This window comes from Saccharopolyspora soli (assembly GCF_022678645.1).
Classification (GTDB): Bacteria; Actinomycetota; Actinomycetes; order Mycobacteriales; family Pseudonocardiaceae; genus Saccharopolyspora; species Saccharopolyspora soli.
Map to the genome: position 1 here is coordinate 56,777 of NZ_JALBWV010000016.1, position 13,657 is coordinate 70,433.

Annotated in this window: 13 protein-coding genes; 7 read left to right on the top strand and 6 right to left on the bottom strand. The window is 70.5% G+C overall.

Features of this window, described 5'->3' with window-relative positions; all coding sequences use genetic code 11:
* Positions 1–2: 2 nt before the first annotated feature.
* The 4 genes from MOQ72_RS14470 to MOQ72_RS14485 all read right to left on the bottom strand — a co-directional run bounded on the left by MOQ72_RS14470 (position 3) and on the right by MOQ72_RS14485 (position 3,574).
* A complete protein-coding gene (locus tag MOQ72_RS14470) occupies positions 3–470 on the bottom strand; it encodes a YbaB/EbfC family nucleoid-associated protein (protein WP_242183966.1) in 468 nt (155 codons plus the stop codon).
* A 39-nt stretch (positions 471–509) separates the two neighbouring features.
* On the bottom strand, positions 510–1,343 hold the full coding sequence (locus MOQ72_RS14475; RefSeq protein ID WP_242183967.1) for a DUF6346 domain-containing protein: 834 nt from the start codon (positions 1,341–1,343) through the stop codon (positions 510–512).
* 100 nt (positions 1,344–1,443) lie between these two features.
* Positions 1,444–2,640, bottom strand: a complete 1,197-nt coding sequence (locus MOQ72_RS14480; RefSeq protein WP_242183968.1) for an arginine deiminase — start codon at positions 2,638–2,640, stop codon at positions 1,444–1,446.
* A gap of 124 nt (positions 2,641–2,764) precedes the next feature.
* Positions 2,765–3,574 (bottom strand): CPBP family intramembrane glutamic endopeptidase, encoded by an 810-nt coding sequence (locus MOQ72_RS14485; protein ID WP_372495370.1) that lies wholly within the window; start codon positions 3,572–3,574, stop codon positions 2,765–2,767.
* A 133-nt stretch (positions 3,575–3,707) separates the two neighbouring features.
* Here MOQ72_RS14485 and MOQ72_RS14490 point away from each other — a divergent pair, with 133 nt between their 5' ends.
* Positions 3,708–4,064, top strand: coding sequence for a hypothetical protein (locus MOQ72_RS14490; protein ID WP_242183969.1), 357 nt, complete (start codon positions 3,708–3,710; stop codon positions 4,062–4,064).
* 49 nt (positions 4,065–4,113) lie between these two features.
* Here MOQ72_RS14490 and MOQ72_RS14495 read toward each other — a convergent pair whose 3' ends face one another.
* Positions 4,114–4,893 carry a DUF2470 domain-containing protein gene (locus tag MOQ72_RS14495; RefSeq protein ID WP_242183970.1) on the bottom strand — a complete coding sequence of 260 codons (780 nt, stop codon included), beginning with the start codon at positions 4,891–4,893 and terminating at the stop codon, positions 4,114–4,116.
* A 445-nt stretch (positions 4,894–5,338) separates the two neighbouring features.
* Here MOQ72_RS14495 and MOQ72_RS14500 point away from each other — a divergent pair, with 445 nt between their 5' ends.
* The 3 genes from MOQ72_RS14500 to MOQ72_RS14510 are packed head-to-tail and all read left to right on the top strand — an operon-like array spanning position 5,339 to position 8,104.
* Positions 5,339–6,205, top strand: a complete 867-nt coding sequence (locus MOQ72_RS14500) for a hypothetical protein (protein WP_308197876.1) — start codon at positions 5,339–5,341, stop codon at positions 6,203–6,205.
* Complete coding sequence (locus MOQ72_RS14505; protein ID WP_242183971.1) at positions 6,202–7,407, top strand: fumarylacetoacetate hydrolase family protein; 1,206 nt, start codon at positions 6,202–6,204, stop codon at positions 7,405–7,407. The genes MOQ72_RS14500 and MOQ72_RS14505 overlap by 4 nt, the downstream gene beginning before the upstream one ends.
* Positions 7,408–7,411: 4 nt before the next feature.
* A complete protein-coding gene (locus MOQ72_RS14510; protein ID WP_242183972.1) occupies positions 7,412–8,104 on the top strand; it encodes an IclR family transcriptional regulator in 693 nt (230 codons plus the stop codon).
* Between the two features lie 61 nt (positions 8,105–8,165).
* Here the strand turns inward: MOQ72_RS14510 and MOQ72_RS14515 are convergent, their stop codons facing one another.
* A complete protein-coding gene (locus MOQ72_RS14515; protein ID WP_242183973.1) occupies positions 8,166–9,326 on the bottom strand; it encodes a trans-sulfuration enzyme family protein in 1,161 nt (386 codons plus the stop codon).
* 63 nt (positions 9,327–9,389) lie between these two features.
* Here MOQ72_RS14515 and MOQ72_RS14520 point away from each other — a divergent pair, with 63 nt between their 5' ends.
* The 3 genes from MOQ72_RS14520 to cydB all read left to right on the top strand — a co-directional run bounded on the left by MOQ72_RS14520 (position 9,390) and on the right by cydB (position 13,639).
* The gene (locus MOQ72_RS14520) at positions 9,390–10,823 is read left to right on the top strand and encodes an aminotransferase-like domain-containing protein (RefSeq protein ID WP_242183974.1); all 1,434 of its coding nucleotides are present in this window, start codon (positions 9,390–9,392) and stop codon (positions 10,821–10,823) included.
* A 287-nt stretch (positions 10,824–11,110) separates the two neighbouring features.
* Complete coding sequence (locus MOQ72_RS14525) at positions 11,111–12,613, top strand: cytochrome ubiquinol oxidase subunit I (RefSeq protein ID WP_242183976.1); 1,503 nt, start codon at positions 11,111–11,113, stop codon at positions 12,611–12,613.
* A 15-nt stretch (positions 12,614–12,628) separates the two neighbouring features.
* Entirely contained in the window at positions 12,629–13,639 is a 1,011-nt protein-coding gene (cydB, locus tag MOQ72_RS14530; protein ID WP_242183977.1) for a cytochrome d ubiquinol oxidase subunit II, read from the top strand.
* Positions 13,640–13,657: the final 18 nt, after the last annotated feature.

Consider the following 13,657-nt stretch of genomic DNA (forward strand, 5'->3'; position numbering starts at 1 on the left):
GTTCAGCGCAGGAACGTCTGCGGCATGTCGTCGTCGAAGTCGTCGTAGTCGGCAGCGCCGCGTCTTGGTGCCTGCTGGGGCGCTGGGCGCTGCGCGGGGGTCGGAGCCGCGGGGCTGGCTGCGGCGGTTTCTTCGGCTTCGGTGATGCGGCTGCGCAGGAATTGCATGGCGTCCGCGCCAGCCACGGGCTCCACCGCCTGCGCGACCCGCTGGGCGACGCTGCCCTGGGCCGTGCCGTTGAGCCGCAGGATGGTGTTGCGCAGTTCGGTGGGGCCGCGCTGCATCGCTTCCCGGCTGATCTCCAGCTCCTGCAGCGCGCCATTGGCGTTCACGGTGAGCCGGACCCCGTTGGCGCTGGCGGTTTCGGTCATCGCCGCCAACTGCACCTGCAACTGCTCGGATTGCTGGATCATGGACTCGGCCTGGGTTTGCAGCGAAGCAAGCCACTGTTCGGTTGTTCGGTCGTTCACTCGTGGTCCTTCATGTCTGGGGGACACGCCTTGCGATGATCACTTTGCAGCGGCGGTTCCAGGACGCTGAGTTCCTTGACGAATCATTAATGACCACAACCAGATTCCGGCTCCGAGGCTGACCACCGGGAGGGCCACGAGTGTCATGATTCCGGTCCATGTCGGGGAAAACAGCAATGCCAGGGCGATCCCGCAGCAGCCCGCGAGGAGCAATGTCCAGCTATAGCGAGCTCTTTGCGCGAATTTGACGGGCGCCTCGCGCGGCGGATACCCGTTGCGGCGACGGCCGACCGTCAGCACGGCCGCGACGACGAGCACCACATGTCCGGCGATGATCAGCAGCAGGCCGAGCGTGGGCCGGGCGCTGTGGCCGATGCCACCGGCGATGACCAGCCACCAGCCCGCGCCCAGCACCGGTAGCAGAGATCGCTGTTCCGGGATGCTCGGCGGGATCCGGACACCCAGGAAGGCGAGGCCGAGCAGCGGGAGCAACAGCGCCCAGCCGAGCGCCGCGTACGGTGTCGGCTCGGCCACGACCACGTCGGAGCCCCGATCGGATTCCCGGCGGACCACCGGTTTCCGGGGCTCGTCCGGGGTCAGCGCGGAATTGCTGAAGTGCCACCGGGTTTCACTGCCGTCGGACCAGCTGACCACCGCATCGCAGCTCCACCAGAAGCCCAGGCCGGAGGTGCTGACCGGGCCGACGCGCGCGCAGCTCGTCGCGGTCGCGGTGCCGTGCTTGGTGGCCGCGCCGTCCGTGGCGGTCATCCCGGTCGCGCCGAGCACGGTCAGGAGGACCAGCGCGACGAGCACGCGCACGAGGACATGCGCGCCGATGCGCACGGCGCGACGAGGTATCGATGCCGGGGTCACGGGCTTCCTCTCGCCGGTTGATCAAGACAACGCAACCACCGACGAAGGCCGGAACCCCGTTTCAATACGAACTCTTACCGCGCCACCGACGTCCGGTGTTTCACAGGGCGGCTCGGGTGATCGGGCAGGACATGCAGCGCGGGCCGCCCCGACCGGAGCCGAGCTCGGAACCGCTGATCCGCAGCACCTCGATCCCGGCATCCTCCAGCCGGGCGTTGGTCTCCGCGTTGCGCTCGTAGGCGACCACGACGCCCGGTGCCACCGCGAGCGTGTTGTTGCCGTCCTCCCACTGCTCGCGCTCCGCGGTGACCGGGTCAAGGCCGGTGTCGATCACCCGCAGGTGGTCGATGCCCATCGCCTCCGCCGCGGCGGTCAGGAACGGCGTCGGGCCGGAAACCAGCAGGTCACCGTCCAGCGGGCGCAGGGTGTAGGCGTGCAGCGAGTCCTGGATCGCCGGGTACATCACCACCGCATCGCGGTCGACCATCGTGCAGACCGTGTCCAGGTGCATCGACGACCTGGTCTGCTCGATCGGCACGGCCAGCACGGTGTGCGCCAGGTCGTCGGCGAACACCGAGCGGGCGAACGACTCCGCACCGGCGGGCGTGGTGCGCTCGCCGACGCCGATGGCCACCACGCCCGGCGCGAGCAGCAGCACGTCACCGCCCTCGACGGGCGCGGAGTGCGCGCCGTAGGCGCGGGCGGCGTGCGAGAACCGCGGGTGGTAGGCGTAAACGAGGTCGGTGAGCGCGGATTCGCGGCGGCGCGCGGGCATCGCGAGGGCCGCGATCGCGACCCGCTCGCCGACCCACATCGACGAGTCGCGGGTGAACAGCAGGTTCGGCAGCGGGTCGATGGCGAAGTCGTGCGGGTGGTGCATCCGGCGGACCAGCGACTGCCCCTCCGCGGCGGGCAGCTCCTCGAACGTCATGCCCGCGATGAGGATATCGGCCATCGCGGTGTTGTCCACACTGGACAGATGGGAGCGCAGCGTGTCGGAGATGTCCGCGCCCAGCTTGCGCTCGTCCACGCCCGCGAGCACGGCCGCCGCCCGAGCGCGGGCGTCGTGCAGCGCTTCGGTGAGCAGCTCGCGCAGCAGCAGCACCTCCACGCCCCGGCCGCGGAGCACGTCGGCGAACGCGTCGTGCTCCTCCTGCGCGCGATCGACCCAGGGGATCGCGTCGAACAGGAGCTGGTCGTTGTTGCGCGGCGTGAGGCGCTTCAGCTCGGTGCCCGGTCGATGCAGCAGCACCGCGTGCAGCGGGCCGACCTCGCTCTGGACATGTGGTTCGGTCACGATGTGCAGCGTAGCCGCGACGAAGCAAAACGTCGGTGATCAGCGGCGATTTCGATCGTTCATTAAAAATTCTGGAGTTGAAACGTCGAATCGTTGCGCGCTCCAGGGTTGACGAAAACCCGGCTCAGGGCAGCCAGCCGACCCGGCCGCGCAGCGCCGCGTACCCGACGAAGGCCACCACGTCGATCAGCGCGTGCCCGATGACCAGCGGCCACAGCCGGTTGGTGCGCTGCCAGGCCCGCCCGTAGACCAGGCCCATCACGACGTTGCCGACGAACCCGCCGAAGCCCTGGTACAGGTGGTAGCTGCCGCGCAGCACCGCCGACAGCCACAGCGCCCGGTTCTCCGACCAGCCCAGCTGCCGCAGCCGGGTCAGCAGGTACGCCACCACCAGGACCTCTTCGGCGAAGGAGTTGCCGAACGCGGCCAGCGTCAGCACCGGTGCCCGCCACCACGCGGCGTCCAAAGTGGATGGTTGCACGGTCAGGCTGAGGCCCAGCGCGTGCGCGAGGAGGTACAGGCCCAGGCCGGGAATGCCGATCAGGGCGGCGAGGCCGAGCCCTCCGGCGAGGTCGCGACCGGGGCGGGACCGATCGAGGCCGATCCGCCACAGCGCCATTCCGCCGCGCCACAGCAGGAACACCCCCAACCCGCCCCAGGCGCACAGCCGCAGCACGTTCGTCAGCTGCTGCAGCAGGTCGAGCAGGCCGAGTTCGGCCTGCGGAACGTTGATCGCGACGTGCTGATCGGCCAGCGGCTCCGGGCGCAGCAGGGCGTCCAGCAGGGACAGCAGGCTCTGCAGGCCGGAGAGGCCGAGCGTCACGGTGAACACCATGATCAACTCGATGGTGATCGCCCTGCGCTCCGGTCCATCGGTGATCGCCGCAGGTTCACCGGGCCGGGTCGGGGTCAGCCATGCGCGCAGGGTGCTCACGCGACGAACGGTACCCGGACCGGTGACACCGACCGCCGACCGCTCAAAGTCTGGCAAAACCGGGAAAGTCGGCGCGGAACTGGTCGGCGCCGCCGCGGCGTCGGATCGGTGTCAGCCCGGCGGAGGTGGGGGCATGGACGTCTTCGTGTGGGGCGAAGCGGACACCGAGCACGCGCTGCGCGTGTTGCAGGCGCTGCGCTGCTTCGAAGTGCTCGACGGGCCGGTCGGACCGGCCGACGTGGTGGGCGTCCGCGACGGCGTCCTGGTGGAGCTGCGGCGTTCGGATCCGGGCGGACTGCTGGTGCGGTTCGCGGACGGGACGCGGCTGGGGCAGGCGTCGATCGTGGCGCACGCCTTCCTCTGGATGATCACCCGCCGAGCGCTGGTGGAGGAGGCGATGTTGGTCGGTCCGGACACCGAACCGCTGCGCTTCCGGGACGGCCGGATCCAACGCGGCACCATCCTCGACGAACGCTGCCCCGACGAGTGATCCGCCGATTTCGCGCGAAATCGCCACACAGCCGCGAAGGGCCCGGAGGTCAGGCCGAGCGCTGCTCGGCGAGGAAGGGGCAGCCGACGAGGCGGCGGAGCTCAGCGCCGAGGTGTTCGGTGGTGCTGACCGGGCGGGAGAACGCCAGCCGCACGTCGTGATCGCCGTCGGCGGATTCCACCCGCAGCCGCAGCCCGTACTTGTCCAACCCGAGCGGCCGGATGTGCCCGCCGCGCAGCTGTTCCGGCAGGTGCCGGGCCAGCAGCCCGACGACGTCGCGGTGCGACAGCTCCAGGTGCCGCAGCCAGCCGTCCTCGTGCAGGCAGAACGGATCCGGCGCAGCGGCCTGGAATTCCGCCGGATCCACCGAACTGGTGCCCTCCGAATCGGCCAGCACCAGCGACGCCGACTCCAACCGCAGCACGCTCGCGCCGTGCCCGGTGTCCAGCAGCCGGGGATCCGGCCGTTCCTCGGCGACCGACAGCACCTCGGCGCGCGCCTCGGCGGGGTCGAGCAGCCGCACCCAACCGGTCAGCCACAGCAGTCCGCGCACCGGCTCGCGCAGCCGGACCGGGGTCGGGTCGGCGAGCTCCAGCACCGCCGCGAGCTCGCCGCGCGGCGCCTGCCAGGAGGCCGCGATCAGCGGGTGCTCGTCGGCCAGCAGCATGGTCGCGGTGCCGTTGGGGTGCACGTGGTGCGTCAGCGGTGCGATGCGCGCCGAGGTCTCACCGGATGGCAGGAGTGCCGCGCGGCCACCGCGCTTGGCGATGCTCCTGGCTCGTTCCGCGGGGTTCGGCGTCGCGGGCCGCCGGATGGTCGTCTCGCCCACTGCTCACCTCCAACTTAGGCAAGCCTAACTTAAATGCCCGGCGTGGGGAAGTCGGCTGTCCCGAGTTCACCCGGACTCGGCAAGCACGACATCTTGCGCTCCGGCGCCAGTCGCCTCGCATTCACGCAAAGTGACTACCGGCCGATGCTCGGACATCGTCCCGCAACGGCCGTCCGACCGGAAATGCCCGTGCCGGTGACCCCGTGATCGGAACGCCGGTGTTCCGCCGGGCGGGCCGAACCGATCCGCGCACCTCTCTTATTACCAGCTGGAACGCCCTCGCGGAGCGGCAATCGGAGTAGTGCGGAAGGGTCCGTGCGAACGCGGTCGGCGGCGGGTGGATGATGATGCGCAAACCCGGCGAGGGAGGCGCGAATGACCCCGCCAGACGTCCGCTTATCGGGCACCTTTGTTCACTGGCCGATACGGCATTAGCGTGTCTGCCGTGTCAAGCGCTGTTGAGCTTCGCGCGCCCGGTCCGCGCGGCATCCCGCCCCTGTTCGCCCGACTGGTTGACGACGCCGCGCTGTTCCCACCCGGGACCGCGGCGGTGCCGCAGGCGGTGGCCGAGCACCTCGAAGCGCGCGGCGGGGAGTACACGGGTCTGCTCGGGCCGATGCTGTGCCAGGCGTCCAGGCTGGCCGAACTGATCACCGAACTGGCGAAGGTGAAGCCGAGCGCGCCGGTGCCGCTGTCCTTGGTCTGCGACACCGGATTGGGAGGTGTGCCCAAGGCGCTGTCGATCATCGAGGGGCGGCAGGAGCTGCTGGCGCTGCGGATGGTCGAGATGCCAGCGCCGTCGGACGTCGACGACATCTGGCTGGAGCGGGTGTCGGAGTTCGTCCCGGAAGACATCATCCGGGTGGTCGAACCGCGCCGCGGCGGCGACGGCTGGCTGGACGGCATTCGGCGGGTGGCCGAGCACGGCTGCTGGCCGAAGCTGCGCTGCGGCGGGCAGACCGCTGAATCGGTGCCGTCCGTCGACGTGATCACCGACTTCCTCGCGGTGGCTGGCGCCCTCGACGTCCCGTTCAAGGCCACCACCGGCCTGCACACCGCGGTGCGCAGCACCGATCCGGAGACCGGGTTCGTCCACCACGGCTTCCTCAACCTCCTGGTGGCCACGGCGCGTTCGCTGTCCGGCAAGGACGTGCGGGCCGCGTTGGCCAGCACCGACGGCGAGGCGTTGGCGGAGGAGGCGGGTTCCCTCTCCGACGACGCGGCCAACGCGGTGCGCGACGTGTTCGCCTCCTACGGCTCGTGCTCGTTGCAGGACCCGGTCGCCGAACTCGAAGGATTGGGGCTGCTTTGACCTGGATCGAGGACCCCGAGTTCGCCCCGGACAAGCCGTTCGGTCCGCAGACGCTGCCCTACGGGGTGCTGGTGACCGGCGGCGGCCCGGTCGTGGCGGTGCGGGTCGGACGGCATGCGCTGCCGCTGCGCGGCATCGCCGGGGCGCTGGGTCCTCGACTGGCCGACGTGGTCTCCGGTGGCTCGCTCGACCCGCTGCTGGCGGCGGGCCCCGCGCACTGGCACGAGCTGCGCAACCGGCTCACCGAGATCGTCACGGCGGACCGGGCGCCGACCGGTGCGGAACTGGTGCGCACCGACTGGCACACCCTGGTGCTGCCCTTCACCGTCGCCGACTACGTCGACTTCTTCTCGTGCCGGTACCACGCGGAGAACGTCAGCCGCATCCTCCGCCGCGGCGCCGCGCCGCTGGCCGAGAACTGGTCGTACCAGCCGGTGGCCAACCACGGCCGGGCGGGCACGGTGTACGTCTCCGGCACGGACATCCACCGGCCGAGCGGGCAGCGCAAGGCCGCCGGTGACCTGCAGCCCGCGTTCGGCCCGACCCGGCGGCTGGATTTCGAGGCGGAGGTCGGGTTCGTCTGCGGCGGCGAGCCGGTCAGCCAGGTGTCCACCGCGGAGTTCGCCGAGCACGTGTTCGGCGTGGCGCTGGTCAACGACTGGTCCGCGCGGGACGTCCAGGTGTGGGAGTCCAAGCCGCTGGGGCCGTTCCTGGCCAAGTCGTTCGCCACCTCGATCGCCGGGTGGATCACCCCGCTGGCAGCGTTCGAGCACGCGCGGGTGTCCGTGCCCGCGCCGGAGCACGCGTTGCCGTCGTACCTGGTCGAGGCCGAACCCTGGGGGCTGGACCTGCGGCTGGAGGTGCGGTGCAACGAGACGCTGCTGGCCCGGCCGCGGTTCGAGCACATGGCCTGGTCGCCAGCGCAGCAGTTGGCGCACCTGACGGTGAACGGGGCGCCGGTGCGGGCGGGTGATCTGTTCGCCTCCGGCACGGTGTCCGGCCCGGAGCGCGACCAGCGCGGCTGCCTGCTGGAGCTGACCTGGGGCGGTGCGGAACCGATCACGCTGGAAGACGGTGAGCAGCGCACCTTCCTCCAGGACGGGGACCGGGTGACACTGAGTGGCAGCGCGCCGGGCCCCGACGGGTCGGTCGTCGGGCTCGGTGAGGTGACCGGCACGGTGCTGGCCGCGGCGCGGAGGTGACGCGATGGTCCGACCCAGCCCCGAGCCGATCCGCGCCCCCTTGGGCTTACCGAGGGAGGCCCCACCGGCCACCAAGGAGAGTTCGCTGACCCTGGAGCGCGGGCTCAGCCTGCTGCAGGCGGTGGCGGACGCGGAGAGCGAGGCACCCAGCATCAGCGACCTGGCGGCGACCGTCGGGGTCAGCCGGGCCGCCGTGTACCGGCTGCTCGGGCCGTTGCAGAGCCGGGGCCTGGTCCGCCGGGAGGGGTCGAAGGTGCGGCTCGGACTCGGTGTGTTGTGGCTGGCCGGGCGGGTGTTGCCGCAGCTGCGCGTCGCGTCGCTGCCCGCGCTGCGCGCGCTGGCCGAGAAGGTCGGTGCGACGGTGCACCTGACGGTGGCCGACGGCAGCGAGGCGCAGGCAGTGGCGGTCGTCGAGCCGTCGTGGACGAGCTACCACGTTTCGTACCGGGTCGGCACCCGGCATCCGGTGCAGCGCGGCGCGGCGGGTCGTGCCGTCGACCTGCCGCCCGGTGGACCGCGCTGGATCACCAGCAGCGGCGATTTGCAGCCGGGTGCGTTCGGGGTAGCGGCGCCGGTGCGCGGAGTGCCGGGACTGCGCGCCAGCGTCGGCGTGGTGGCGCTGCAACCGCTGGCGCCGGAGGAGATCGGACCATTGGTGCTGGAAACCGCGGAGGCGGTCGCCGAGGCCCTGCGCTGATAGGTCGTGAGTGCGCAACCGGGCTCCAACCCGGTTAAGCACTCACGACCGTCACCTGCGGTCAGCGGTCCAGGGCTTGGGCGAAGTCGGCCCAGATGTCGTCGGGTTCTTCGATGCCGATCGAGACGCGGATGATCCCCTCGCCGATACCGACCGCGCGCAGTTGCTCGTCGCTGAGCTGACGGTGCGAGGTGCTGGCCGGGTGCAGCACCAGGGTCTCGACACCGCCCAGCGACGGACCCAGCGACGCCAGCCGGACCGCCTGCACGAACGCCAGCCCGGCTGCCCTGCTACCCAGGTCGAAGCTCAGCACGCCGCCGTTGCCGCGCAACAGCTTTCGCGCCAAGTCGTGGTCGGGGCGCGACGGCAGGCCGGGGTAGTGCACCGCCCGCACGGCCGGGTGCGCGGCGAGCCGCTCGGCGATGAACTGCGCGTTCCCGCAGTGCTGCCGCATCCGCAGCGCGAGCGTCCGAATCCCGCGCAACGTCAACCACGCCGCGAACGGGTCCACCGCCACGCCGAACTCCACCAGTTCCGGCCAGATCTCGCGGTGCAGCTCCGCATCCGCGAACACCGCGATCCCGCCGACCACGTCGGAGTGGCCACCCAGGTATTTGGTCGTCGAGTGCACGACGATGTCCGCGCCGTGCTCGATCGGGCGGCACAGCAGCGGCGTGGCGAAGGTGTTGTCCACGACGTTGATCAGTCCGGCCTCGCGGCCCACCGCGAACAGTCCGGGCAGGTCACCAACCTGGACCATGGGGTTCGAGATCGTCTCCGCGTAGAGCATCCTGGTGTTCGGCCGCAGCGCCTGGCGCGCCTCGTCCGGCCCGGACACGTAGCTGACCTCGATTCCCCAGCGGTGCACCAGGCTTTCGAAGGCGGCGAAAGTGCCGCCGTAGAGGCTGCGCTGGGCGATCACGTGGTCGCCGGTGCGCAGCAGGGTCATCAGCAGCGCGTTGATCGCTCCCATGCCGGACGAGGTCGCGAAGCCGACCGCGCCGCCTTCGAGTTCCGCGACGGTGTTCTCCAGCGCCCGCGCGGTCGGGTTGCCCAGGCGGCTGTAGACCGGCTCGCCGTCCGGGCGCGTCATGCCGTCGGCGAAGACGTCGGGATCGGCGAAGGCGAATCCGGAGGTCTGGTAGATCGGCACGCTCAACGGCTGGGAGTCGGGGATTTCGGGGCTTCGGACGTGGACGCATCGCGTGCTCTCGTGGGTCATGGCACCAGGCTCGCCGCAGGTGACTGCCGGAGAAAGCGCCAATTCCGATAGATTGGATCCTTGATGGACCCAATCTCGCTGGATCGCCTCGTCGGGCTGCTCGGGCGCTGGTCGGCGCAGCGCGGCTCGCTGCAAGAGCTGCTCGCCGCCCGGCTGCGGCAGTTGATCGAGGACGGCAGCCTGCCGCCGGACACCGCGCTACCGCCGGACCGCGCGCTGGCCGGTGCGCTCGCCGTCGGCCGCAACACCGTCGTGGCCGCGTACCGGATCCTGCGCGAACAAGGGCTCCTCGAACGCCGCCAGGGCAGCGGAACCCGCGTCACCACGGCAATGCTGACCGCCGCGCGGACCGCCGCCGGTTCGGCCAGCCCGCTGTTCCTGCACCTGCTGGAACCCTCGGACGCCGCGATCCAGCTGACCTGCGCGAGCCCGTGGCTGCCGCCGCCGGAACTCGCCGAACTGCAGCCGGAAGTGACCACTCGGCTCGCCGCCGGGGTCGCGGACATGGGCTACCACCCGGCGGGCGTGCCCGACCTCCGGCAGGCGCTGGCTGATCGCTACACCTGGCGCGGCGTCCCGACCCGCGCCGAGCAGATCCTCGTCACCACTGGCGCGCAACAGGCCCTGTCACTGCTGGTCCGCCTGCTGGTCGGCCCCGGCGACGAGGTGCTGTTCGCGGCCCCGACCTATCCGGGCCTGTTCGAACCGTGCCGGGAGGCCGGTGCTCGGATCCACCCGATCCGCGCCGACGACGGGCTGGACCTGGCCAGCTACCTGCGCGCGATCGCCGACCGCCCGGCGCTGGCGTACGTGATCGCCACGTTCCACAACCCGACCGGCGAAGTGCTGTCGTCGCTGCAACGCCGTCGGCTGGTCGAAACGTGCCAGCGGCACGACGTCCCGTTGATCGACGACGAGGTGCTGGCCGAACTCGACCTCGACGAGGCGGCCCCGCCGCCGATGGCCGGTGGTCCGGTAATCAACGTCGGGTCGCTGAGCAAGCTGGTCTGGGGCGGCCTGCGGGTCGGTTGGGTGCGTGCGCCCGAACCGCTGATCACCAGGCTGGCGCGGGTCAAGGCGGCGCACGATCTCGGCAGTCCGGTGCTGGATCAATGGCTCGCTGCCGCGCTGCTCCCGCGGCTGGAAGCGGTCCGCGCGCGGCGGATCGCCGAGCTCCGCGCCCAGCGCGATCGGCTGTGCGCCGAGTTGGCCGCGAACTCGCCGTGGACCTTCCAGGTGCCGCCCGGTGGCCAGACCCTCTGGGTCAGGCTGCCCTACGGCGACGCGAGCGCCTTCGCCCAGCACGCGCTGCGGTTCGGCGTCGCGGTGCTGCCCGGCCAAACCCTGGATCCCGAGCGCCGCAGCGGCGACTGCCTGCGCATCCCGTTCCTGCTACCACCCGCCGAACTCGCGGAGGCGGTGCACCGGCTAGCGGAAGCCTGGCGCTCCTACGACGGAACCGCGGCAGTAGCGGCGGTCAACGCAATGGTGGTCTGAGAACCCAACACCGGGCACCATTTCCGGCGATTTCGCGCGAAATCGCCAGTAGTGCTGGTCTCCCGGCCTCGGGAATCCGTTTCGGGAATGCGTGTCGGGTGGTGCGTTGGATTTTGACTCTGCGTGTTCCTGGCCACTTTCGTAGCATTTGTTTGCCCAGCTAGTTCCGGTGGTATCTCGCGCAGAGTGGTCGGGACCAAGGTCCTGTTCCGCAGGGGACCCTCGACTGGGGGAAAGGGGGCCCTTGCCTCTGCGAAACCGGAGGTCGCGACGGCAGGGTGGGAACCGTGGATCTGCTCGACATCGCCCGCTGGCAATTCGGCATCACCACCGTCTACCACTTCCTGATGGTTCCGCTGACCATCGGACTGGCGGTGCTGGTCGCCGGAATGCAGACCGCGTGGTACCGCACCGGCAAGCAGCGCTACCTGAAGATGACCAAGTTCTGGGGCAAGCTGCTGCTGATCAACTTCGCGATGGGCGTGGTCACCGGCCTCGTGCAGGAATTCCAGTTCGGCATGGCCTGGAGTTCCTATTCCCGCTTCGTCGGTGATGTCTTCGGCGCCCCGCTGGCGATGGAGGGACTGCTCGCGTTCTTCGTCGAATCGACCTTCCTCGGCCTGTGGATCTTCGGCTGGGACCGGCTGTCCAAGGGCGTGCACCTGGCCTGCGCATGGGCGTTCTCGCTGGCCACCGTGCTGTCCGCGTACTTCATCCTGGCCGCCAACTCGTGGATGCAGCACCCGGTCGGCATCGAGCTGGTCGACGGTCGGCCCCAGTTGACCTCGATCTGGGCGATGCTGGGCAACAGCACCGTGCTAGCGGCGTTCCCGCACACCGTGTTCGGCTGCTTCGCGGTCGCCGGTTCGTTCCTGGTCGGCATCGCCGCCTGGCAGATCGCCCGGCACCACCGCAAGTCCGACCCGGGCGACGAGGACCGCCGGGCCTGGCACGGCTCGATGCGGTTGGGCGCGTGGGTCGCGGTGTTCGCCTTCGCGGGTCTGGCGATCTCCGGGGACATCCAGGGCAAGCTGATGTTCCAGCAGCAGCCGATGAAGATGGCCTCCGCGGAGGCGTTGTGCCACACCGAGGCGCCCGCCAGCTTCTCGATCTTCGCCATCGGCGACGTCAGCCGCCCCGACTGCGAGAACGTCAAGAGCGTCACGGTGCCCTACATCCTGTCCTACCTCGCGCGGGGCGACTTCAACAGCGAGGTGCGCGGGGTGCAGGCACTGCTCCCGGAGTACCAGGCCAAGTACGGCACCCACTACCCGGACGATCCGCGGCTGGGTTCGTTCGCGGGCCAGCCGATCGACTACGTGCCGCTGCTGCCGGTGACCTACTGGGGCTTCCGGTTCATGATCGGCTTCGGCGGGCTCGCCGCGCTCGGCGCCGTGGTGGTGCTGTGGCTGACCCGGAAGCGGAGATTCCCCAGCGGCCGCCTGTGGGCGCCGTTGGCGGTGCTGAGCATCGCGCTGCCGTTCCTCGGCAACATCGCCGGTTGGGTGTTCACCGAGATGGGCCGCCAGCCGTTCGTGGTCGCGCCCAACCCGGACGCGTCGGGCGTCGATGGCGTGTGGATGTTCACCGCCGCGGCGGTGTCCTCGGGGGTCGCTCCGGGCGAGCTGCTGACCTCGGTGATCACCTTGACCGCGCTGTACGGGGTGCTGGCGGTGGTGGAGATCTTCCTGATCGTGCGCTTCGTGCGCGGCGGATTCGCCGGGGTGATGCCCCCCGAGCCGCCGGAAGGCGAGCAGAAATCCGGCGAAGCGCTGTCGTTCGCCTACTGACCGAGGGGACCTGCGATGGACCTGCCCACCTTCTGGTTCTGCGTGATCGCCCTGTTCTGGCTGGGCTACCTGTTCCTGGAGGGATTCGACTTCGGGGTCGGCATGCTGCTGCCGATCCTGGGCCGCGACGAGACCGAACGGCGGGTGCTGATCAACACCATCGGCCCGGTGTGGGACGGCAACGAGGTGTGGCTGATCGTCGCTGGCGGCGCCACCTTCGCCGCTTTCCCGGGCTGGTACGCGTCCCTGTTCAGCACGGCCTACCTGCCGTTCTTGCTGCTGCTGGTGGTGCTGATCGGGCGCGGTGTGGCGTTCGAGTACCGCGGCAAGGTGGACACCCGGCGGTGGCGGCGGAACTGGGACGTCGTGATCGTGCTGGCGTCGTGGATCGCCCCGCTGGTGGTGGGCCTGGTGCTGGCCGCGAACGTGTTCGGCCTGCCGTTGGACGCCAACGGGGACCGGGTCGGCGGCTGGTGGACGATCTTCAGCGTGCCCAGCGTCGTCGGTGCGCTGGCGGTGTGCGGGTTCGCCCTGCTGCACGGCGCGATCTTCCTCGCGCTCAAGACCGAGGGCGAGATCCGGGAGCGGGCCCGGCGGTTCGCGCTGCGGGCGGGGGTGCCGTTGCTGCTTCCGGTGATCGCGCTGGTGCTGATCGCGCAGTTCTCGGAGGGCTCGACGTGGACCTGGGTGCCGCTGGTGATCGCGCTGGTGGCGGCGTTGGTCGGGCTCGGTCGGCTGCTGCGGGGCCGGGAAGGCCAGGCGTTCGCGCTGCAGGGCGTGGCGTTGACCGGAGTGGCGGTGACCCTGTTCGGCGCGCTGTGGCCGAACGTGATCCCGTCCACTTTGGACCCCGCGTGGTCGTTGTCGATCGCGGACACCGCCTCCAGCCCGTACACCCTGACCGTGATGACCTGGGTCGCCGCGATCGGCGCCCCGGCGGTGCTGGTCTACCAGGGCTGGACCTACTGGGTGTTCCGCAAGCGCATCGGCACCAAGCACATCCCGCCGGTGCACGTCCCGTCGTAGCCAGCCGCCGATTTCGCG

Bases quoted from the DNA above. Each gene is read 5' to 3' on its own strand.
- MOQ72_RS14515 (WP_242183973.1), bottom strand. From the start codon at position 9,326: ATGACCCACGAGAGCACGCGATGCGTCCACGTCCGAAGCCCCGAAATC.
- MOQ72_RS14510 (WP_242183972.1), top strand. From the start codon at position 7,412: ATGGTCCGACCCAGCCCCGAGCCGATCCGCGCCCCCTTGGGCTTACCG.
- MOQ72_RS14490 (WP_242183969.1), top strand. From the start codon at position 3,708: ATGGACGTCTTCGTGTGGGGCGAAGCGGACACCGAGCACGCGCTGCGC.
- MOQ72_RS14520 (WP_242183974.1), top strand. From the start codon at position 9,390: ATGGACCCAATCTCGCTGGATCGCCTCGTCGGGCTGCTCGGGCGCTGG.
- cydB (WP_242183977.1), top strand. From the start codon at position 12,629: ATGGACCTGCCCACCTTCTGGTTCTGCGTGATCGCCCTGTTCTGGCTG.